The following is a 19,464-nucleotide window of genomic DNA, read 5'->3' on the forward strand; positions in this document are numbered from 1 at the left end:
CCTGATTCAGCGCGCGTCGCGGTCGCGTTCGGCCTGGGTCTGGGTCTCGCGGGACTGTTCGCTGCTGCGCGACGCGTCGCCGAGCTGGCCGGCGGGTTTGTCCTCGTCGCGCATGCCTTTCTTGAATTCCTTGACCGCGCTGCCCAGATCCTTGGCACCGCTGGTCAGCCGCTTGGTGCCGAACACCAGCAGCACGATCACCAGCACCACAAGCCAGTGCCAGATGCTAAAACCGCCCATGATCCGCTCGCAGAGAAGTCGTAAGGAACGAGCAGGATAACGCACCGCGCCGCGGTGCGTTCAGTGCCGCGGATTCTAGTGGTTGCCGTCCAGCGACTCGGTGCGGATCTCGCCTTCGGACACCGGCTGGAAGCCCTGCCGCGGCGGCGTCTGCGGCGGGGCCTGCAAGGGCGCGGTGCTGGCGCCGTCGGCGGGTGCGGCGACCGCTGGCGGTGCGGCGTGCGCCGCCGGCTGCGGTCGCGGCGGGGTGGCCGTGGAGGTGCCGCGGTTCTGCCGCGCCGCGTAGGTGGCTTCCTCGAGCTTGTCGCGGAAGGCGACCACGTCGTTGGACGGCAGGCCGGTGGCGCGGCCTTCGAAGATCATCCGCGGGGTGGTGTTGCTGCCGTACACGTTGAGATCGGCGGCATCGTCGATCTGCAGCGCTGCGCCGTCCAGCGCCACCCCGGCGAACAGGCCGCGCGCGCGCGACCACGACCAGATCTCGGCCTTGAGCTGGCCGTCGGTGGCGGCGGAGGCGTTGCGCCCGACTGGGCCGGCGGCGACGCCGGCATCGGCGCCGAGGGTGAACTTGCCGTTGACGATGTTGTCCAGGCTGCGGTCGTTGCGGAACACCAGCACCACGTCGGAGGACTGCACGCCGACCTGGAAGCCGATGCTGCCGCCGGTGAGCTTGACGAACACCGGGTTGGACCAGGTGCCGTCGGGGCGCTTGACCGACATCAGGCCGTGGCCGCGGCGGCCGCCGATGACCAGGCCGGCCTTGAGCGTGTCCGGGATCACCACGATCGCGCGGCCCTCGTCGAGCAGCTTGTCGGGGATGGATTGCTCCGGGATCTGCTGGATGTCGCTCAGCACGCGCAGCGCGTTGCGGGCGCGCTCGTCTTCTTCCGGGCCGGCCACGGCGTGGCCGACGAACAGCGTGGTACTCAACAACAGGGCGAGGCGCGGCAGGCGGGGCATGGCGGGCTTCCGAAATAGGTCCGCAGCAAGATACTGCAAGTCCTTGAAGTTAGTCACAGCGCAATGAATCGGCAATGAGTGCGCGCGGCCTGCCGCGCCGCGGCGGGTCGGGTTGCGGCCGGCTGGTTAGACTGGCGCACACTATTGCTGGAGCGCGTGCGCATGAATTCCTGTTCTCTGCCGGTATCCCTGATCGGCGTTCCTACCGACATCGGTGCCGGTCACCGTGGCGCGCGCATGGGCCCGGAGGCGCTGCGCATCGCCGGCCTGCACGAGGCGCTGGCCAATCGCGGCATCGAGGTACGCGATCTGGGCAACCTCGACGGTCCGCGCAACCCGTGGCAGTCCCCGGTCGGCGGCTACCGCCACCTGGACGAGGTGGTGGCCTGGAACCGTGCGCTGATGGAGGCCAGCTACGCCGAGCTGCGCGCCGGGCGCATGCCGATCATGCTTGGCGGCGATCATTGCCTGGGCATCGGCTCGATCACCGCGGTGGCGCGGCATTGCCGCGAGCAGGGGCGCAAGCTGCGGGTGCTGTGGCTGGATGCGCATTCGGACTTCAACACCAGCGAGGTGACCCCGTCGGGCAACGTGCACGGCATGCCGGTGGCCTGCCTGTGCGGGCTGGGGCCGCAGGCGCTGACCGAACTGGGCGGCGCCGCGCCGGCGCTGCGCCCGGAGCAGGTCCGCCAGATCGGCATCCGCTCGGTGGATCCGGACGAGAAGCGGCTGATCAAGCAGCGCCGCATCGATGTGTACGACATGCGCTACATCGACGAGATGGGCATGAAGCGGACCATGGAGGCGGCGTTGGACGGGGTCGATGCCGAGACCCACCTGCACGTCAGCTTCGACGTGGATTTCCTCGACCCCAGCATCGCTCCCGGCGTCGGCACCACCGTGCCCGGCGGGCCGAATTACCGCGAAGCCCAGCTGGTGATGGAGATGATCGCCGACAGCGGGCGCATGGGCTCGCTGGACATCGTCGAGCTCAATCCGGTGCTGGACCATCGCAATCTGACCGCCGAGCTGGCGGTGGACCTGGTCGAGAGCCTGTTCGGCAAGTCCACGCTGATGCGCGACTGATGCGCCTTTCGGCACAAAGCTGAACATTGCGACGCTTCATTCACGTGAAATCCACAGTCATGAAGTCAGATTCACCGCCAGACGGCAGCTCGGCAACGGCGATCGCCGCTGCCACCAGACCGATCCACTGCGAGGACTCCACGATGAAGCGACTGCTCACCTTGATGCTGCTGACCCTGTTCTGTGCGGGCATGCTGACTGGCTGCAACACCATGGCCGGCGCCGGCAAGGACATGCAGGAGGCCGGCCAGAAGGTGGAACACAAGGCCGACGATTGCAGCGACGGCAAGTGCTGAGCGATCTTCCGCAGTGGCTTGGCTTTACCGATCTACCCAATGCGTAACCCTGACGCGGCCGCACGCCGCGTTCCCATGACCAATGAAGGAGTAAGACCTATGAAGCGTACTTTTGCGTGGATGCTGCTGGCGATGTTCTCGGTGGGCCTGCTGTCGGGCTGCAACACGGTTGCCGGTGCCGGCAAGGACGTGAAGAGCGCCGGCGAGAAGGTCGAAGACGCTGCCAAGAACTGAGCCCCGCGCTCGGTGACGAAAGACGGGTCGGCTTGCCGGCCCGTTTTTTTTGCCTCGCGCGGCTCAGCGCAGCGGCGGATCCGGCACGAAGTCGCCGGGGAAGGCATCCGCTGCCGCGGCCACGCGCGGGTAGCGCCGCGGCCGCGGGATCACGCCGCGTGCGATCAGCCGCGCACGGCTGTCGTAGCGCAGTTGCAGGCGCTGCTGCGGCACGTCGCTGGCGCGTTCGAACGCGGTGACGCTGGAGGGCGACCATTCGCGTTCGCCATGGCCGGTGCCCAGGCGCTGCGCCTTGCCCAGCGCGGCATCGCTTTCCTGCATTCGCGCGGCTGCCGCGGGGGCGGCCGCCGCCATCGGCGCGTCCGCGCGCTCGCGGCGCTGCTCGACGCTCGCCTGCGGCACGATCGTCGGCGCCTCGTCGAACACCGCCATGCCGATCACGCCGACGTTGTCGGGGCGGCCGGTGCGCGCGGCGTAGCTGTCGGCGAGGTCGGTGAACACGAACTGCGCGATCTCGCGCTGCGACTTGCGCCAGCCGGCGATCTCGCTGCTCTGCCATGGGTCCAGCACGTAGCCGCGCTGGTCGCTGGACGCGGTTTCGCCGCTGACCGCGTTGACCCCGTCCACCGACAGCACCACCAGCACACGGCGGTCGCTGCGGTTGGTCAGGCGCAGCGCATAGCGGTGGCCCGGTTCGGCAGCGATCCAGCGTTCGCCGCGCTTTGCGTATTGCGGCAGGTCGGCGCCGTCGGCGTCGCGGTCGATCACGCGCAGCGTCACCAGCGGCGAGAGCGCGGGCGGCGCAGGGTAGGGGCGGAAACCGCACATCAGGCCGATGCACAGCAAGGCGATCGAGATCGGGACGATCGGGCGGGTCGGGAAAAACAGGCGGGCGGGTTTGCGCATCACGGCGACTCCACGGAAGGGACCTGCTGTTGAACGCGCCATGCGCCGGAACGGGGTTGCCGCGCAGCGGTTAAACTCGCCGGGTTTTCTTCCGGCCGCCGATCCCTCCGCATGACCACCCGCGTCCTTACCGGCATCACCACCTCCGGCACCCCACACCTGGGCAACTACGTCGGCGCGATCCGCCCGGCGCTGCAGGCCAGCTTGCGGCCCGGCATCGAGAGTTTCTATTTCCTGGCCGACCTGCACAGCTTGATCAAGGCGCAGGACCCGGCGCGCACCCAGCGCTCGACCCTGGAGATCGCCGCGTCGTGGCTGGCGGCCGGGCTGGATCCGTCGAAGGTGTGGTTCTACCGGCAGTCGGACGTGCCGGAAACCAACGAGCTGACCTGGTTCCTGACCTGCGTCGCCGGCAAGGGCATCCTCAACCGCGCCCACGCCTACAAGGCGGCGGTGGACAAGAACCGCGCCGACGGCGAGGACGACGATGCCGGGGTCGGCGCCGGACTGTTCATGTACCCGGTGCTGATGGCCGCCGACATCCTGCTGTTCAACGCGCAGCAGGTGCCGGTGGGCCGCGACCAGATCCAGCACATCGAGATGGCGCGCGATTTCGGCCAGCGCTTCAACCACGTCTACGGCCGCGACTATTTCACCCTGCCCGAAGCGCTGATCGACGAGAACGTGGCGACGTTGCCCGGGCTGGACGGGCGCAAGATGAGCAAGAGCTACGACAACACGATTCCGTTGTTCGCTCCGCGCGAGGAGCTGAAGAAGCGCGTGTTCGCGATCGTCACCGATTCGCGCGCGCCGGGCGAGCCGAAGGACACCGAGGGGTCGGCGCTGTTCCAGCTGTACCAGGCCTTCGCCACTGTCGAGGAAACGGCCGCGTTCGCGCAGGCCTTCGCCGGCGGTATCGGCTGGGGCGAGGCCAAGCAGCAGTTGTTCGCGCGCATCGATGCGGAGATCGCGCCGATGCGTGCGCGCTACGAGGCGCTGATGGCGCGGCCGGGCGACATCGAGGCGATCCTGCGCGATAACGCGCAGCGCCTGCGCGCGCGCCATGCCACGCCGTTCCTGGCCGAGTTGCGCTATGCGGTGGGTCTGCGCGACCTGTCGCTGCGTGAGGCCGGGCAGGCCGATGCGGCACAGGCCAGGCCGGCGCTGCCGAGCTTCAAGCAGTACCGCGAAGGCGACGGCCGTTTCTACTTCAAGCTGCTCGATGGCGAAGGCGCGCTGCTGCTGCAGAGCGGCGGCTTCGAGTCGCCGCGCGAGGCCGGGCGCGTGATCGGCACGCTCAAGCAGGTCGCGCAGGCCGATGCGCTACACGGCGCGGAGCTAACCCTGGCGGTGCCGGCCGAGGCCGTGCTGGCCGCGCTGCAGCGGCTGCGCGACGCGGGCTGAGGGTAGACAGCGGGCCGGGCCATGAATGGTTGTGGGAGGGACTTCAGTCCCGACGAGGCTTTGGCGATAAGGCGTCGGGACTGAAGTCCCTCCCACAACGGCCGAAGATCGCAGTCGACCGTCATGGCGGGTCATTCGCGCCGCAGTCCGCCAGGACCGCATGTCCCGATGGCAACCGCGGGTGCCGTGGATGGCTTGAAGACCGAGGCGTAGCCAGCAGGGCTGGCAACAACCTCCATACGGCCTAGAATGGAGCTTCGCCCAGCCACCGCCCTGCGCCATGCCACGCGACCCCAGCATCCATCTCATCGACACCGGCTTCCAGCGCGCGCAGTTCGATGCGGCCTACCTGATCGTGGAGAACGGGCGCGGCGCGTTCGTCGATTGCGGCACCAGCCACTCGCTGCCGGCAATGCTCGCCGCGCTCGATGGCGCCGGCCTGGCGCCGGGCGACGTGGACTGGCTGATCCTGACCCACGTGCATCTGGACCACGCCGGTGGCGCCGGCGCGCTGCTGCAGCAGTTGCCGAACGCGCGCCTGCTGGTACATCCGCGCGGCGCGCCGCACATGATCGCTCCGGCGCGGCTGATCGCCGGCGCCACCGCGGTGTATGGCGAGGCCGAGATCGCGCGCAGCTACGGCACGATCCTGCCGGTGCCGGCCGAACGCGTCGTCGTCGCCGAGGACGGCCATCGGCTGTGGCTGGGCGAGCGCGAACTGCTGTGCATCGATACGCCCGGCCACGCGCGCCATCATCTGTGCGTGTGGGACGCGCGCAGCCGTAGCTGGTTCAGCGGCGACACCTTTGGGCTGGCGTATCGCGAACTGGCCAGCGCACAGGGCGCGTTCGTGATCCCGACGTCCTCGCCGGTGCAGTTCGATCCGGAGGCGATGCGCGCCTCGATCCAGCGCATGCTCGGCTATGCGCCGGAAACGCTGTATCTGACCCACTACGGCCCGGTCGGCGCGGCGGATACGCTGGCGGCGGATCTGTTCGAACAACTCGATGCGATGGTGGCGATCGCGCGCGGTTGCGACGGTCGCTCCGATCGCCATCGCTGCCTGGTCGCGGCGTTGAGCGCGCTGTACCTGGAGCGCGCGCGGCTGCATGGCTGCCCGCTCGACGATGCCGGCGTGGAGCGGGTGCTGCAGATGGATATCGAGCTCAATGCGCAGGGCCTGGCCTGCTGGCTGGATCGTTGAGGGGCCGGGAATGGGGAATCGGGAATCGGGAAAAGCAGCTGTCTGCGCTTCTCGCGTCTCGATCCACCTCATTGCTGTTTCGTGACGGTGTCACGCTCTACACTGTGCGGCCAGGTTTTTTCAGGTCGTTGCCGTGAATCCGATGCGCATGTTGCTGTTGTCCGCCTGCCTGTTCATGGGGGGCGCCGCGCAGGCCGCCAACGAGGTGCTGCCCGGCGGCGGCATCGATGCCGAGGCGCTGGAGCGGCATGTGCGCACGCTGGCCTCCGATGCGTTCGAGGGCCGTGCGCCGGCCACGCCCGGCGAGGACAAGACCATCGCCTATCTCAGCGAGCAGTTCCGTCTGGCCGGCGTGCAGCCGGGCGGCGACAACGGCGGCTGGACCCAGGCGGTGCCGCTGGTGCGCGCGCAGGTGGACGGGCCGGTGACGGCGACGCTGCGCGTGGCCGGCGCGTCGCAGGCGCTGGTCAACGGCGAGGACGTGGTGCTGCAGAGCCTGCGCCCCGGCACCAAGGTGGCGCTGAAGGACGCGCCGCTGGTATTCGTCGGCTACGGCATCCATGCGCCCGAGCGCGGCTGGGACGACTACAAGGGCGTGGACCTGAAGGGCAAGATCGCGGTGATGCTGATCAACGACGCCGACTTCGAGACGCCGCAGCCCGGCGCCTTCGACGGCCGTGCGGTCACCTACTACGGGCGTTGGACCTACAAGTACGAGGAAGCCGCGCGGCAGGGCGCGGCCGGCGTGCTGATCGTGCACGAGACCGCGCCGGCGGCGTACGACTGGGCCACGGTGAAGAGTTCCGGGCTGTCGCCGCTGTTCGACATCGAGCGCAGCGACGCGCAGGCGCGCGCGCAGCACGTGCCGGTGCGCGGCTGGATGCAGCGCGCGCTGGCGGTGTCGCTGTTCCAGCGCGCCGGGCTGGATTTCGAGGCGGAGAAGAAGCGCGCGCAGCGTGCCGACTTCCGCCCGCAGGCGCTGGGCGATGCGACGTTGTCGGTGCGCTTCGCGCTCAAGCGCGAGCGCGTGGTCACCCACAACGTGGTCGCCAAGCTGGAAGGCGCCACGCATCCCGAGGAGACCGTCATCTACTCGGCGCATTGGGACGCGTTCGGCATCGGCGCGGCCGACGCCAGCGGCGACCGCATCCGCCGCGGCGCGATCGACAACGCCACCGGCGTGGCCAGCGTGCTGGAGCTGGCGCGGGTGTTCGCGGCCGGGCCGCGGCCGCAGCGCACGCTATACTTCATCGCGCTCACCGCCGAGGAGAAGGGCCTGCTCGGCGCGACCTATTACGCCGCGCATCCGCTGGCGCCGCTGGCGACCACCGTGGCGGTGATCAACAGCGAGATGTTCAGCCCCGACGGCGCCACCCGCGACATCGCCTCGTGGGGCCGCGGGCGGGTGTCGCTGGAACGCGACCTGGCCGCGGCGGCGCAGGCGCGCGGCCGCGCCTATTCGCCGGATCCGAACCTGGAGGCGGGGTTCTTCTATCGTGCCGACCACTTCGCCTTCGCCCGCGCCGGGGTGCCGGCGATCACCGTCGGGCCGGGCTTGGACAAGCGCGACGGCGGCGTGGCTGCGGGCAAGGCGATCCGCGACCGCTATTTCGCCGACTGCTACCACCAGCCCTGCGATCGCTGGAGCGCCTCCTGGGATCCGGCCGGGCATGCGGCCGACACGCTGCTGCTGTACGCCCTGGGCCAGCGCCTGGCCGACAGCCGCGAGTGGCCGCGCTGGGACGAGGGTTCGGAGTTCAAGCCGGCGCGCGATGCGAGCGAGGCGGCGCGGCGCTGAGGGCAGGGCGGTCGCTGTCGCACCGTCTTGAGTTGCTTCTGGAAGGGAGGGCCGAGGCGGCCCCGCTGGAGGGGCTGTTGGGGCTTCGGGCGACCTCGCGCCATGGTCGCCGCCGGTTCCGAAGCCACGCAGCAGGCAGTATCGCCAGCGCTTCAGCGCGGCTGCGGGTCTTGCTGCTCCCCTCTGCGCGATGGCGGCTGCCTGCCGGAGACGGCCAACCGTTCCCCGCGGCTGCAGCCGGTATCTGCAGTGAAGAGGCAGCACGCGCGCTACGCGGGTCCTCCGTTGAAGCGGCCCGGGGCAACCGCCCCGGACGTTCAGCTGAAGCATGCGGCGCGATCGGCGCGCGCTGTCATCGCGCGCAGGCGCATGGGCGGTATGCTGTGCGCATGCCCGATTTCCTCCGTCGCCTGCTCGCGCCGCCCGCCGCGGCCGTCGAACGCGACCTCGTCCGCCTGCGGCTGGACGAGCGCGAGATCGAGGTGTTGCGCGTGCGCGACCCGCGCGCGCGGCGGATCAAGCTCAGCGTCGACGAACGCGGCGCGCGCCTGACCCTGCCGCTGCGCGCCAGCCTGGTGGCCGGCGAGCGCTTCCTGCTCGAGCACCGGCACTGGCTCGGCGAGCAGCTGGCGCGCTACCAGGACGAAGACGACGAACCCGGCCTGCAGCGCGGCGTGCCCGGCTGGCTGCCGCTGCGCGGCGAACGCCTGCCGCTGCGCTGGAGCGAGGGCCGCTATGCGCGGCTGCAGGTCGATGCCGACGGCGCGCAGCTGCAGTTGCCGGCGCGCGCCGGCGATGCGGCGATCGCGCGCGCGCTGCGCGAGTTCTACGAGGCGCAGGCGCGCGCCGACGTCGGCCGCTGGCTGCCCAAGTACCTGCCGTCGCTGCCGCGCGCGCCGGCGCGGGTGCGGCTGAAGGTGATGTCCTCGCAATGGGGCTCGCTGGCGCCGGACGGCTCGCTGGCGCTGGATCTGGCGCTGGTGCTGGGGCGGCCGTCGGCATTCGAGTACGTGCTGGTCCACGAGCTGTGCCATCTGCTCCAGGCCAACCACTCGCCGGCGTTCTGGCGCGAAGTGGAAGCGCGGTTCCCGGCCTGGCCTGCCGAGCGCGACTATTTCCATGCACAGGGACGGCGCCTGAAAGCGCAGTTGCGGCGGCTGTTGAGCTAGGGCGTGTCATCCATCTCCCGCGCGCGGCAACGAAGGGCGAGGACCTGGACCTGCGTCCCTGCCCGTACGCCGAGCCGGCCCAGGGCACGCACAAGCGCGGCCTTGCGGGATGGTCCGGCAGGCCTGTTCGGATATGGATGAGCGCCTCAAGGCGCGTTGCGCCGCGGCGATGGGTCGGACGGAACACGCAACCGATCGGCGGGTTCGCCTCAGCGCTGCGGCAGAAGAGCTCCATGCGCAGCGCTCGGCAGGCCCCCTCTCCCCGCCTACCTCACACCTGGCACGACCTCCGGCGCCAGCGAACGATCCGGTCCTTGCGGCACTACGCCGGCATGTCAGGACGCCGGGATCGGGCCGCGAACGCAAGACGTATCGCGTCTATGCCTGTTGTCGGCAGGCGTGCTGCGAACTTTAGCGAAATTCTGTCTGCACACACAAGCTTCACAGGAACTCGTGTAACAGCGCCGCCACCGCAGCCGGCTGCTCCATGTGCAGGTGATGGCTGCCCGGCAACACGTGCACGCGGCCGTGGCGCAGCCGCGCCGCACGCTGGCGCCGCAGCGGCTCGGGGAAATACGGCTGCGCCGGGTCGGCGTAGATCACCCGCGCCGGGCACTCGATGCCGGCCAGCAGCGCCTGCACCTGCGCCTCGCTCAGCCGCACCGCGGTGGGCAGGGTCAGGCGCCGGTCGCTGCGCCAGACATGGCCGCCCTCCACCGGCATGACTCCGCGTTCCACCAGCAGCCGCGCCGCCGGCTCGCTGAGCTGGTTGGCCAGCATCCGCGCGCGCACCGGCGCGGCCAGGTCGGGAAACACGCGCAGCGGCGTGGCGTTGGCGCGGCGGGTCGCGGCGACGCTGTCGCGCAAGCGTTCCAGGGTGCCCTCGACGGTCTCGGCGAGGCCGCCGAGCATTTCGATCGCGACCAGCTTCTCCACCCGCTGCGGCACCGCCGCGGCCAGGGTGCTGGCGATCGCCGCGCCCATCGAGTGGCCGATCACCGCGAAGCGCTCCCAGCCCAGCGCATCGGCCGCGTCCAGCAGCGGATGCAGCGCGCCGGTCAGCAGGTAGTCGGCGGCGGCCGGCAACGCGTCGCTGTGGCCGTGGCCGGGCAGATCCAGCATCACCAGGTCCAGCTGCGGCAGCTGCGCGCTCAGCGGCACGAAGCTGGCGGCGTTGTCCAGCCAGCCGTGCAGGGCCAACACCTTGGGGCCGTGCGGATCGCCGCTGCGCAGCCCGGCCAGCCTGCCCACCCGCGACGGGCAGGCGAATTCGCGCAGGCTCATGCGGTGCGGGCGGCCAGCTGCGCCAGCGCGCGCGCGTGCGCCGGCGCGTCGTTGAGGCAGGGGATGTAGCGCACCTGCATGCCGCGCGCGGCGCAGGTCTCGATGAAACCCATCGCCACTTCTTCCAGCGTTTCCAGGCAGTCGGTGGCGAAGCCGGGGCAGATCACATCGACCCGCTTGCGGCCCTGCGCCGCCAATTCCCACAGGCTCGGCTCGGCGTAGGGCTGCAACCAGCGCTCGGCGCCGAAGCGCGACTGGTAGCCGAGCTGCCATTCGCCGGCGCCCAGCCCCAGCGCCGCAGCGATCGCCTGCGCGCTGGCCTCGCAGCGCTGCGGGTACGGATCGCCGTTGTTGGCCACGCGCTGCGGCAGGCCATGGAAGGAGAAGAACAGGGTCTCGCCGCGGCCGTGCTGCGCCCAATGCGCGCGCACGCTGTCGGCCACCGCCGCGACCCAGGCCGGGTCGGTCGGATAGTCCTCGATCAGGGTCACCGGCAGCTGCGGGTTGCGCGCCTGCCAGGCCTGCACCACGTCCTCGATCGAGGCGGTGGTGGTGGTCGAATACTGCGGGTACAGCGGCAGCACCACGATCCGGCGCACGCCGCCATCGCGCAGCGCGTCCAGTGCCGGCGCCAGCGCCGGCGTGCCGTAGCGCATCGCCCAGGCCACGCGCTGGCCGGGCAGTTCGCGCTGCATGCCCTCGGCCAGGCGCCGCGTGTACACCGCCAGCGGCGAGCCTTCCGGCAGCCACACCAGCGCGTATTTCTGCGCCGAACGCGGCGAGCGCCGCGGCAGGATCACCCAGTTCAGCAGCGGCCACCAGAACAGCCTGGGAATGGCGACCACGCGTTTGTCGCCGAGAAATTCGGCCAGGTAGCGGGCGACCGCAGGCGCGGTCGGCGCCTCGGGCGTGCCTAGATTCACCACCAGCACGGCGGTATCGGGTGCGTCGGACATGCGTGCATTGTGGCAGAGGCGCCCGCCGCGCGTGGACCGGCCAGCTTTTCATGGACATCCGGGAGCCATAATTCAGCAATGGCCGAGGTGTTTATGAGCAGCTACTGCAGGCGGTACACGGATGAGTTCCGGGCCGTGGCGGTGAAGCGGGTGATCGAGCGTGGCTTCACGGTCGTGGACGCGGCCTCGCGCGTCGGGATCCTCCGGACCTACGAGGACTGGCCGTTCCCGGCGGCGGGGATGGACCTGTCCTCGCGGAGATGTTCTACAACCTGATCCGCGAAAAAGGGGCCGGGCGGCGAAAAAGGGGCCCCGAAAAAGGGGCCCGAAAAAGGGGCCGGAGGAAATATGCGGTTGAAGTGGATATTTCCTCTGGCCCCTTTGATGCATTGGCGGTGCGGGCGGCCAGCATCGCGGCGGCGACCTTGCGGACGCCCTCGCTCATCTGCTGTCCGTTCATGTACTTGCGCAGGTCGCCCATGCGGTAGCGGATCAGCTTCGGTCCGACGCGGACGTACTTTGGGCCGCCTCCATGGCAGCGATACCACGCCAACGTGGCGCGCTTGAGCCGCAGGGTTGCCGCGGCCTCCTCGGGCTTGACCATCACCTCGTCGGGCAGTGCGTGCAGTTCGGCCAGCTCCTCGGGGGTGAGCTTCTTGAGTTCGGGGGTAGTCACAGGCGTGCTCCATCTCCAGCATTCCCGCGGCGGCGGAATGGCGCCGGGGGACTGGGCCTGCTGTGCGTCGCAGAGATGGGCTGCTCAGTTCGTCATGCTGGGCTGGCCTCGGCTGTTCTTGCCACCGAAAGCACTTCTGATCGCCATAGCCATTGCCGACGATCCTCGGGCTGATCGCCAACCCGATTAGTTCACATAGTACCGGCCTGACTCGCGTGCCGACACCAACATTCCCGATCATCCGTCAAAGGTGACCGAGAACGTCATTGGAAGCAGAAACTACCGTGTGCAGTAGTAGGGATAAACGGGAAACGATAGCGAGCGAGCAGGGTCAACTGCGATGACCTCCGCATCACCAAATGCTGCATAGGCAACGCTTGCCCGTAAGGTCTGGCCTGGCTCCAAGCGAACCTCACCACATCCTCCGGGGCAGTATGCCGTCATAGCTGCTTTCGGATGCAGAGGGCCGGTGGTCGTGGTCAAGACTGCCCCTTCGTACCCCATCGGAAATGTGCCGTCTTCGGCAGGCCAGCTTTCCTTCGAAAGGCATAAAGGCGCGCCGACGGCAGACGTTAGGGCTACGTCGTATCGCTTTTCCGTCGGGTTATCAACCACCGAAACACTGAAATCCTGAGGTTCCGCGCGTCGAAATGGGCTAGCACAGGCAGCTATCACCATGCACAGCAAGGCGACAGCCAGAAACCTGCTCATCGAGCTTGGTCCATGATGTGGTCAGGATTGATAAGGCGCTGCTGGCTGGGCAGCGTCTTGAAGATGTTTTGTTGCTGAGGGGTCCCGTACTTGTATGCCGTGTCGCCATTGAAGAACTGGTCTTTATGCCCCAGCACGGCATGCCCGGTTTCGTGACCCGCTCCCCAAGCTAACCTCGACGGATCATTGAAACTCGCATGCGTAGTATTGACGATGACCATTTTCGGCCCGGTGGTAGGCACCCCCGCCAAGGTATCTCCACCGGCACCATACGTGGCGTTGATTTGCGCGCCCGTCATGCCATTAGCTGGAATGGCTCCTGCACTGGTATCCCGCAATGCCGCAGCCATAGAACTCATGTCTGAGGCAGCCTTGGCCATATTCCCTGGCGTAGCTGAGCCAGCACCGAAGTTGCGCTCGAATGCCTTCTCGGCGCGCTGGAGCGCTTTGCCGCCTTCGGCCATCGCGCCGGTGATCTTGCCCGCGGCCTTCTCCAGGCTGCCGGCGGCGCTCTGCTGGGCGCGGTCGAACTGCTTCCACTGCCTGTCCGTCCAACCGGTGCCACGCGACAGGCGTCCGTCTGGATCGGTGAAACGGTAGGGATTGTTGTTTCCATACCAGTAGCGGTTGTAGTTGGCGCCCGTGTTCGGGTCGGCCTGGACGGGGTCGGTTGAAACGAATCGCGCGGACGCGTTGAAGGCAATGGCGCACAGCGCCACGGTCAACAGTCCTGGAATGGTAATGCGCATCACTGCTCCCTTTTCGCGCGTTCGCGCTGGATGGATTGTAGGTAGCTGGCTTCCTGCTCCGGCGTTTTTTGCGTCCAGCCGAGCGATTCGGCCTTGGCGAACCACGCCAGGTTCTCGTTGCTCAAGCGGCGGTAATCCTCGTGAAGCTCAGGAGGCACGTCCGCCGGGTTGGGATACTTCGCTTTGTAGCGGTGCTGAATCTGGAGGTAGTAGGCGTTTGCCTTCCAAATCATAGCCACCGAGTCTTTGGGGTTGGATGCCAGCGCCAGGTCGGCCACCGCCATCAATGATTCGGCATCTTGTTTGGCGCCGTAGTGCTCCATCAACGAACTGGCGATGACGCCCACAGCCTCGTGGGGCAGCAGCGGGTGAAGGTAAAGCCCGTTATCCATCGCCTGCTCGGTGATGCCTGTTTCGCGTTCGTAGCTGGAATCCCATTTGAAGCCTCCGGCGGTGGCTTCCACGTTCACCCACGCCTGCTGCTCGTCGTCGGCGAACTTCACGAGCACGTGGTTGGGCGCGGTGGCCAACGCGACAGGCAAGCCCAGCCTCTGGCCCAGGATTGCAAAGAGAATGGGCATTGAAACGCAGTTGCCCTTGCGCGTGGCCAAATAGGTGACCAATTGCTTGTTCTTCGGATTCTTGCCCAACGGGTCCGACAAGTCGTAGGTGAACGGCCTGGCCCTGGTTCCACTCGCCTGGCACGTAGAGCGTCTTGAGCAACGCGTCGAGAACTTGGCGCGCCGTCGGGTTGGCGGGCACCTCGCCGCGCACAGCGCGTTCCCAGTCGTCGAGCTGCCAGCGCACGGCCGCGGTGTCGGTGGACGGGTCGATGATGCGGTCCACTGCCAGCTTGGCGGCGGCGTAATCGACGCGATCGTCGGGGAGTTGGAACGGGGCACGCAACGGTGAGAGGTCAGAGGCGGCCAACGAAAGCGGGGCCAGGACGAATAACCACGCGCCCCAAGCCCATTCGATGTCCCGCCCTTCGAGGATGACCCTTCCGTCGCCGAACACGAAGCGCCGGAAGCCCATGTACCCACCGTAGCTGTTCTTGGCGTTGACCCTGCCGCAGGCGACCACGCCGATCCTGCTGCGCCTTCTTCTCGGCCGCCGACATGGGGCGCTCGGGCTGCGGTGCCGCAGGCTCCTGCGCCTGCTTAGGCAGTGCCGCTGCCGCAGTTGCCGGTGCAGCGGCAGACACGGGCTCGCTGCGTGGCACCAGCTTCGACCCGATCCAAGCCAGGACCACCAGGACGACCAGAAGAATCCCTATCCGCTTCATGCACTCCCCCCAAGCAACGCCAGTAAATAATCTATTTTGGACTAATCCAATACGGACTCTAGCGTGCGGTGACCTGCCTGTCACCGCACGATGGCCCAATCGACCCACAACTCTGACTACCAGCTACTGCTGACCGTCCTGAAGGCGGCCCGCAAGCGGGCTGGCGTGTCGCAGGTTGATCTGGCCGAACGGCTGGGGAACACGCAGACCTTCGTGTCCAAGTGCGAGCGCGGGGAGCGGCGCATCGATGCCGTGGAGCTGGTGGAGTTCGCCGAAGCGCTCGGCGTCAAGCCGCTCGGGCTGCTGGGCGAGTACCTGGAACAGCGCGCGGCCAGGCTGCAGCCGAAGTCCAGAAAGAGCAGCGCAAAGCGGCGCTGACTACGAGAGATGGTGCCGCTTGTCCGAATCGAACGGACGACCTACTGATTACAAATCAGTTGCTCTACCGACTGAGCTAAAGCGGCACGGAAACCATGGCAGTACCCGCACGGCGGGCCGTCGCAGTCTACCTGCTGGCAGGCCGCTGCGGCACATCGCCGCGGCCGGACCGCGATCTGCGCCGGCCTGCGCAGATCGCGAAGCGCAGACGCAGCGCGGCATTCTAGCGCAGCGTGGCGCAGTCCAGCGCGCGCTGCCGCGCTGCGCCGAGCTGCCGGCGCCGCGCCGCGGCCTGCGCCGCGGAGTCGGCGCGCAGGTCCAGCCACCAGCGCGACTGGCCGCTGCCGCCGCTGGGAATCAGGTCGGCGTTGAAGCCGGCGCGGGCCAGTTCGGCCTGGCGGCGTTCGGCGCCTTCGCGGCTGCGGTACTGGCCCAGGGCGATGGCGTTGCCGGCCTCGCCCTGGCGGATCGGGTAGTAGTCGCGGATGCCGGCGGCGACGATGCGCTCGACCGCGGCCTCGACCCCGTCCTCGCCGCCGATGGTCGGCAGCAGCACGCGGAAGCTGGTGGCGTCGTCGTCGCCGACCTCGCGCAGGCGCGGCCGCGGCGCGGCGGCGCCGAGTGCGGCCACGGCCGTCTCGGCGGCGGCGCGGTCCGGATACGGCCCCAGGCTCAGACAGACCGGCGCGGCGGCAGGATCGGCGGTGGCCGCTGCGGCACTGGACGCCTTGACCGGCGCGGGCGGCGCTGTGGCGGCGGCCGGCGATGCGGCGGTGGGCACCGCAGTGCTCGCCGCCGCGTCCGCGGCGGGCGCGCCGGGAATCGGAGCGACAGCGGCCGACGTTGCGGGGTCGGCCGCAGCCGGCGCCGCAGCGGCGGCCTGTGGCGCAGCCTGCGGCGCCTGCACCAATTGCAGTGTCCCCACGCCGGCAGGCAGCGCCGGCATCGGTACCGCTGCCGGGGTCTGCGGCTGCGTCGCCCACCACAGCGCGACGCCGAGATTGAGAATGGTCAGGACGACGAGCAGGGCACGGACCAGCATGCGCGGATTCTACCCGGCCGCCGCGGCCGCGGCGTGCGCCTGCGCCCACAGTGCCAGCCCGTCCAGCACCAGCGATGGCCGCTGCTCGGCTGCCGGCAACGCGTGCAGCAACGGTGGCGCGCCGCCGCCGTGCAACAGCAGCCGCGGCCGCCGCGCCAGCAGCGCCTCGCCCCGCTGCAGGCTGCGCTCGATCAGCGCCAGCGCCGCGCCATCGCAGCCGGAAGCCAGCGCATCGGCGGTATCGGCGGCGAACTCGTGATAGTCGCCGCCCTCGGCCGGCAGCTGCGCGGCGCGCTGCTGCAGGGCCTGGCGCATCGTGGTCGGCGACGGCGCGATGCGCCCGCCGTGGTGCAGGCCGTCGCGATCGAGCAGGTCCAGGGTCAGCGCAGTGCCGACCCCGACCACCAGCACATCGCCGCCGCCATGCGCGGCGAGCAGCGCCAGGAAGCGGTCCACCCCGAACTTGTGCGGCTGCGCGTAGGCGATGCGCACGCCGGCGCAGATGGCTGCGGTGCGCGCCACCTGCACCCGGGCGAAGCGGGCGCGCAAGGCGTCCAGCACCCTCGCAGTCAGTGCCGGCGCGGCGACGCTGGCGAGATAGGCGGCCTCGCCGCGCGGCAGCGCCGCCACCGCCGCCGCGTCCATCGCTTCGGCACCGTGCGCCCAGGCCTGCACCGCACCGGCGCGGCCGTGCTCCAGTGCGGCGAACTTGAAGCGCGAATTGCCCAGGTCGAACAGCCAGTCGCTCATGCCGGCCTCACGCTGACTTCGCCGGCATGCAGCGCGCGCTCGCCATCGGCGAAGGCCACCCGCAATGCGCCGTCGTCGGCCAGGCCCAGCGCCATGCCCTCGCGGGCGACGCCGCCCTCGTCGATGCGGATCGCGCGCCCGGCGAGCAGGTCCAGCGCGGCATAGCGCGGCAGGAACGGCGCCAGGCCATCGGCGTCGAACAGCGCCAGCGCCGGCAGCAGGTGCGACAACACCGCGGCGGCGATCGCGTTGCGCGAGACCTCGGCGCCGGTACCGGCCAGCGTGGCCAGGTCGGTCCACGGCTGGCCGATGGTCGCGGCGCTGGCCGCCGGCATGCGCACATTGAGGCCAAGGCCGAGCACCGCCCGCGCCGGTCCGGCGAACTCGCCGCCGCCTTCGACCAGCAAGCCGCCGAGTTTGTGCCCGTCGACGAGCAGGTCGTTCGGCCATTTCAGCCCGACCGTGGCGAAACCGGCCGCGCGCAGCGCCTCGGCCACGGCCACGCCGGCGGCCAGGCTCAGCCCGCCCAGCCGCCCCAGCCCGCCATCGAAGCCGCGCGCCACCGACAGGTACAGGTGCGCCGCCAGCGGCGAGGCCCAGACCCGGCCGCGGCGGCCGCGGCCGCCGGTCTGGCGCTCGGCCAGCAGCACCTGGCTGCCGCGCACCGGCGCCGGCCGCGCCAGCAGGGTGCTGTTGCTGGAGGCCAGGCTCCAGGCGATCTCCAGCCCGGCCAGCTCGGCGCGCGCGGCCGGCGCCAGTGCGGCGCGGATACGCTCGGCCTCCAGCAATTCCAGCGGCCTTGCCAACCCGTAGCCCTCGCCGGCGCGGCCGTCGATCTCCACCCCGGCCGCGCGCAGGCCCTGGATGCGCTTCCACACCGCGGCCCGGGTCAGCCCGAACGAGCGCGCCAGGGCGTCGCCGGAAAGGCGGCCCTGGCTGAGCCGGGCCAGTAGTTCGCGCTCGTCCACGCAGATTCCATCGCCTCGTTTCAATCCACACGCCCCTGAAGACGTGACCTCGAAGCGGAAAAGTATGCGGGAAGCGCCCTCCCCGCGCCCAGCATTGGCCCTGCAGCGGATGAAAACCGCGTTAGAATCGGGGTTCACCGCCGCTCGCCCTGGATGCCGACGATGCGCCGTTTCCTGCCGTGCCTGATCCTGCTGCTGCTCCCGCTGGCCGCCGCCCACGCGTCCGAGGCGCTGGCCAGCAAGCAGTGCAACGACTGCGTCTATACCGACGCAACCGACGCGGACGCCGTCCAGGCACGCCCGGCCACGGCAGCGCGCCCGCCCGCCGCCAAGCCCGCCGCGGCGCCGAGCGGCGGCGACAGCGACAGCGACCTGGTGCCGCGCCTGCGCATGCCCAAGTGGCACAGCTTCCTGCCGGGGATGTTCCGCTGATCCCACGCTGGTTGCGCTGGCTGGCGCCGGCGCCTGTTGCGATCGACGATGCGACCTGGCAGCTGGTGCGGCAGCGCTGCGCGTGGGTGGCGGCGCTGGATGCGGATCGCGCGCGCAAGCTGCGCACGCTGGCCGCGCAGTTCCTGCAGCGCAAGACCATCTCGCCGCTGGCCGGGCTGACCCTGGATGCGGCGCAGCGCACCGTGCTGGCCGCGCTGTGCTGCCTGCCGCTGCTGGAGTTCGGTGCCGAGGGTCTGCGCGGCTGGTCGCAGTTGCTGGTGTATCCGGACGCGTTCCGCGTGCAGCGCAGCCACGTCGATGCGGCCGGCGTACTGCACGAATGGGAAGACGAGTTGATCGGCGAATCCTGGGACAGCGGCCCGCTGATCCTGTCCTGGGCCGACGTGCAGGCCGACCTGGACGACCCGCGCGCCGGCTACTGCGTGGCGGTGCACGAGATGGCGCACAAGCTCGACGTGCTCGACGGCGCGCTGGACGGCACGCCGCCGCTGCCGCGCGACTGGCAACGGCGTTGGGCGGCGGATTTCCAGCGCAGCTACGACGCGTTCTGCAAGCGCGTGGACCGCGGCCGCGCCAGCGCGATCGACGCCTATGCCGCCGAGGCGCCGGAAGAATTCTTCGCCGTGGTCAGCGAATACCACTTCTCCGCGCCGGAGCGGCTGCAGCGCGAGATGCCGGAAGTGGCCGCGCACCTGACGCGGTTCTACGGCCGTTCTCCGTTCGCCGGCAGGTAAGCGCGCGGTGTGAGGCGCGCAGGCGGCGATCACGGCATGACGAATGCGGGTTCAACCGCGACAAGCGCAGTGGCGAACCCTCTGGCGTCGGATGCTGTCGGGACTGCAGTCCCTCCCACAGGGCACCCAGCCAACCAATCGCGCGCTTCCTGCAGGAGCGGTTTCAACCGCGACAGGCATT

22 protein-coding genes and 1 tRNA gene are annotated in these 19,464 nt (G+C 69.6%); 11 read left to right on the plus strand and 12 right to left on the minus strand.

Annotated elements, in window-relative coordinates; genetic code table 11:
- Nucleotides 1–6: 6 nt before the first annotated feature.
- Both tatA and FZ025_RS09275 read right to left on the minus strand, forming a co-directional pair.
- Nucleotides 7–240: a Sec-independent protein translocase subunit TatA gene (gene tatA / locus FZ025_RS09270; RefSeq protein ID WP_046978723.1), complete on the minus strand. Its 234-nt coding sequence runs from the start codon at nucleotides 238–240 to the stop codon at nucleotides 7–9.
- A 75-nt stretch (nucleotides 241–315) separates the two neighbouring features.
- Nucleotides 316–1,200, minus strand: coding sequence for a lipid-binding SYLF domain-containing protein (locus FZ025_RS09275; protein WP_046978722.1), 885 nt, complete (start codon nucleotides 1,198–1,200; stop codon nucleotides 316–318).
- A 162-nt stretch (nucleotides 1,201–1,362) separates the two neighbouring features.
- Between FZ025_RS09275 and rocF the strand changes: the two genes are divergently transcribed.
- The 3 genes from rocF to FZ025_RS09290 all read left to right on the plus strand — a co-directional run bounded on the left by rocF (nucleotide 1,363) and on the right by FZ025_RS09290 (nucleotide 2,816).
- The gene (gene rocF, locus FZ025_RS09280; protein WP_046978721.1) at nucleotides 1,363–2,286 is read left to right on the plus strand and encodes an arginase; all 924 of its coding nucleotides are present in this window, start codon (nucleotides 1,363–1,365) and stop codon (nucleotides 2,284–2,286) included.
- Between the two features lie 143 nt (nucleotides 2,287–2,429).
- Nucleotides 2,430–2,582 carry an entericidin A/B family lipoprotein gene (locus tag FZ025_RS09285; protein WP_046978720.1) on the plus strand — a complete coding sequence of 51 codons (153 nt, stop codon included), beginning with the start codon at nucleotides 2,430–2,432 and terminating at the stop codon, nucleotides 2,580–2,582.
- A gap of 99 nt (nucleotides 2,583–2,681) precedes the next feature.
- Nucleotides 2,682–2,816: an entericidin A/B family lipoprotein gene (locus FZ025_RS09290; protein WP_003469322.1), complete on the plus strand. Its 135-nt coding sequence runs from the start codon at nucleotides 2,682–2,684 to the stop codon at nucleotides 2,814–2,816.
- A gap of 63 nt (nucleotides 2,817–2,879) precedes the next feature.
- Here the strand turns inward: FZ025_RS09290 and FZ025_RS09295 are convergent, their stop codons facing one another.
- Nucleotides 2,880–3,722 (minus strand): hypothetical protein, encoded by an 843-nt coding sequence (locus FZ025_RS09295; RefSeq protein ID WP_104558352.1) that lies wholly within the window; start codon nucleotides 3,720–3,722, stop codon nucleotides 2,880–2,882.
- 111 nt (nucleotides 3,723–3,833) lie between these two features.
- On the opposite strand from FZ025_RS09295, the gene FZ025_RS09300 reads away from it, so the two are divergent.
- From FZ025_RS09300 to FZ025_RS09315, 4 genes are all read left to right on the plus strand, one after another.
- Nucleotides 3,834–5,126, plus strand: coding sequence for a tryptophan--tRNA ligase (locus FZ025_RS09300; protein ID WP_046978718.1), 1,293 nt, complete (start codon nucleotides 3,834–3,836; stop codon nucleotides 5,124–5,126).
- 280 nt (nucleotides 5,127–5,406) lie between these two features.
- Nucleotides 5,407–6,330: an MBL fold metallo-hydrolase gene (locus tag FZ025_RS09305; protein WP_046978717.1), complete on the plus strand. Its 924-nt coding sequence runs from the start codon at nucleotides 5,407–5,409 to the stop codon at nucleotides 6,328–6,330.
- Between the two features lie 142 nt (nucleotides 6,331–6,472).
- Entirely contained in the window at nucleotides 6,473–8,128 is a 1,656-nt protein-coding gene (locus tag FZ025_RS09310) for a M28 family metallopeptidase (protein WP_046978716.1), read from the plus strand.
- Between the two features lie 389 nt (nucleotides 8,129–8,517).
- Nucleotides 8,518–9,297, plus strand: coding sequence for a YgjP family zinc-dependent metalloprotease (locus tag FZ025_RS09315; RefSeq protein ID WP_046978715.1), 780 nt, complete (start codon nucleotides 8,518–8,520; stop codon nucleotides 9,295–9,297).
- A gap of 441 nt (nucleotides 9,298–9,738) precedes the next feature.
- Here the strand turns inward: FZ025_RS09315 and FZ025_RS09320 are convergent, their stop codons facing one another.
- Together FZ025_RS09320 and hemH are read right to left on the minus strand one after the other, a co-directional pair.
- Nucleotides 9,739–10,581 carry an alpha/beta fold hydrolase gene (locus FZ025_RS09320; RefSeq protein WP_046978714.1) on the minus strand — a complete coding sequence of 281 codons (843 nt, stop codon included), beginning with the start codon at nucleotides 10,579–10,581 and terminating at the stop codon, nucleotides 9,739–9,741.
- Nucleotides 10,578–11,537, minus strand: a complete 960-nt coding sequence (gene hemH, locus FZ025_RS09325) for a ferrochelatase (protein ID WP_046978713.1) — start codon at nucleotides 11,535–11,537, stop codon at nucleotides 10,578–10,580. The genes FZ025_RS09320 and hemH overlap by 4 nt, the downstream gene beginning before the upstream one ends.
- A gap of 78 nt (nucleotides 11,538–11,615) precedes the next feature.
- Between hemH and FZ025_RS09330 the strand changes: the two genes are divergently transcribed.
- Entirely contained in the window at nucleotides 11,616–11,813 is a 198-nt protein-coding gene (locus FZ025_RS09330) for a transposase (protein ID WP_104558351.1), read from the plus strand.
- Here FZ025_RS09330 and FZ025_RS09335 read toward each other — a convergent pair.
- The 3 genes from FZ025_RS09335 to FZ025_RS09345 form a co-directional block, all read right to left on the minus strand.
- Complete coding sequence (locus FZ025_RS09335) at nucleotides 11,803–12,213, minus strand: helix-turn-helix transcriptional regulator (RefSeq protein ID WP_244292498.1); 411 nt, start codon at nucleotides 12,211–12,213, stop codon at nucleotides 11,803–11,805. The two genes, FZ025_RS09330 and FZ025_RS09335, sit on opposite strands and share 11 nt — an antisense overlap.
- Nucleotides 12,214–12,920: 707 nt before the next feature.
- Nucleotides 12,921–13,673 (minus strand): RHS repeat-associated core domain-containing protein, encoded by a 753-nt coding sequence (locus tag FZ025_RS09340; RefSeq protein ID WP_046978833.1) that lies wholly within the window; start codon nucleotides 13,671–13,673, stop codon nucleotides 12,921–12,923.
- Nucleotides 13,673–14,323 carry a transglutaminase family protein gene (locus tag FZ025_RS09345; protein ID WP_158185544.1) on the minus strand — a complete coding sequence of 217 codons (651 nt, stop codon included), beginning with the start codon at nucleotides 14,321–14,323 and terminating at the stop codon, nucleotides 13,673–13,675. The genes FZ025_RS09340 and FZ025_RS09345 overlap by 1 nt, the downstream gene beginning before the upstream one ends.
- 725 nt (nucleotides 14,324–15,048) lie before the next feature.
- Between FZ025_RS09345 and FZ025_RS09350 the strand changes: the two genes are divergently transcribed.
- Nucleotides 15,049–15,336, plus strand: a complete 288-nt coding sequence (locus tag FZ025_RS09350) for a helix-turn-helix domain-containing protein (protein ID WP_046978834.1) — start codon at nucleotides 15,049–15,051, stop codon at nucleotides 15,334–15,336.
- Nucleotides 15,337–15,346: 10 nt separating this feature from the next.
- Here FZ025_RS09350 and FZ025_RS09355 read toward each other — a convergent pair.
- The 4 genes from FZ025_RS09355 to birA form a co-directional block, all read right to left on the minus strand.
- A tRNA-Thr gene (locus FZ025_RS09355) sits at nucleotides 15,347–15,422 on the minus strand.
- Nucleotides 15,423–15,559: 137 nt separating this feature from the next.
- Nucleotides 15,560–16,378 (minus strand): lipase chaperone, encoded by an 819-nt coding sequence (locus FZ025_RS21840; protein ID WP_046978835.1) that lies wholly within the window; start codon nucleotides 16,376–16,378, stop codon nucleotides 15,560–15,562.
- Nucleotides 16,379–16,387: 9 nt separating this feature from the next.
- Nucleotides 16,388–17,128 carry a type III pantothenate kinase gene (locus FZ025_RS09365; RefSeq protein ID WP_046978836.1) on the minus strand — a complete coding sequence of 247 codons (741 nt, stop codon included), beginning with the start codon at nucleotides 17,126–17,128 and terminating at the stop codon, nucleotides 16,388–16,390.
- Entirely contained in the window at nucleotides 17,125–18,096 is a 972-nt protein-coding gene (birA, locus tag FZ025_RS09370) for a bifunctional biotin--[acetyl-CoA-carboxylase] ligase/biotin operon repressor BirA (protein WP_046978837.1), read from the minus strand. The genes FZ025_RS09365 and birA overlap by 4 nt, the downstream gene beginning before the upstream one ends.
- Before the next feature lie 162 nt (nucleotides 18,097–18,258).
- On the opposite strand from birA, the gene FZ025_RS09375 reads away from it, so the two are divergent.
- Nucleotides 18,259–18,528: a hypothetical protein gene (locus FZ025_RS09375; RefSeq protein ID WP_208803754.1), complete on the plus strand. Its 270-nt coding sequence runs from the start codon at nucleotides 18,259–18,261 to the stop codon at nucleotides 18,526–18,528.
- Nucleotides 18,495–19,283, plus strand: a complete 789-nt coding sequence (locus FZ025_RS09380) for a M90 family metallopeptidase (RefSeq protein ID WP_167523875.1) — start codon at nucleotides 18,495–18,497, stop codon at nucleotides 19,281–19,283. Before FZ025_RS09375 ends, FZ025_RS09380 begins: the two co-directional genes overlap by 34 nt.
- Nucleotides 19,284–19,464: the final 181 nt, after the last annotated feature.

Source organism: Xanthomonas hyacinthi (assembly GCF_009769165.1).
Classification (GTDB): domain Bacteria; phylum Pseudomonadota; class Gammaproteobacteria; order Xanthomonadales; family Xanthomonadaceae; genus Xanthomonas_A; species Xanthomonas_A hyacinthi.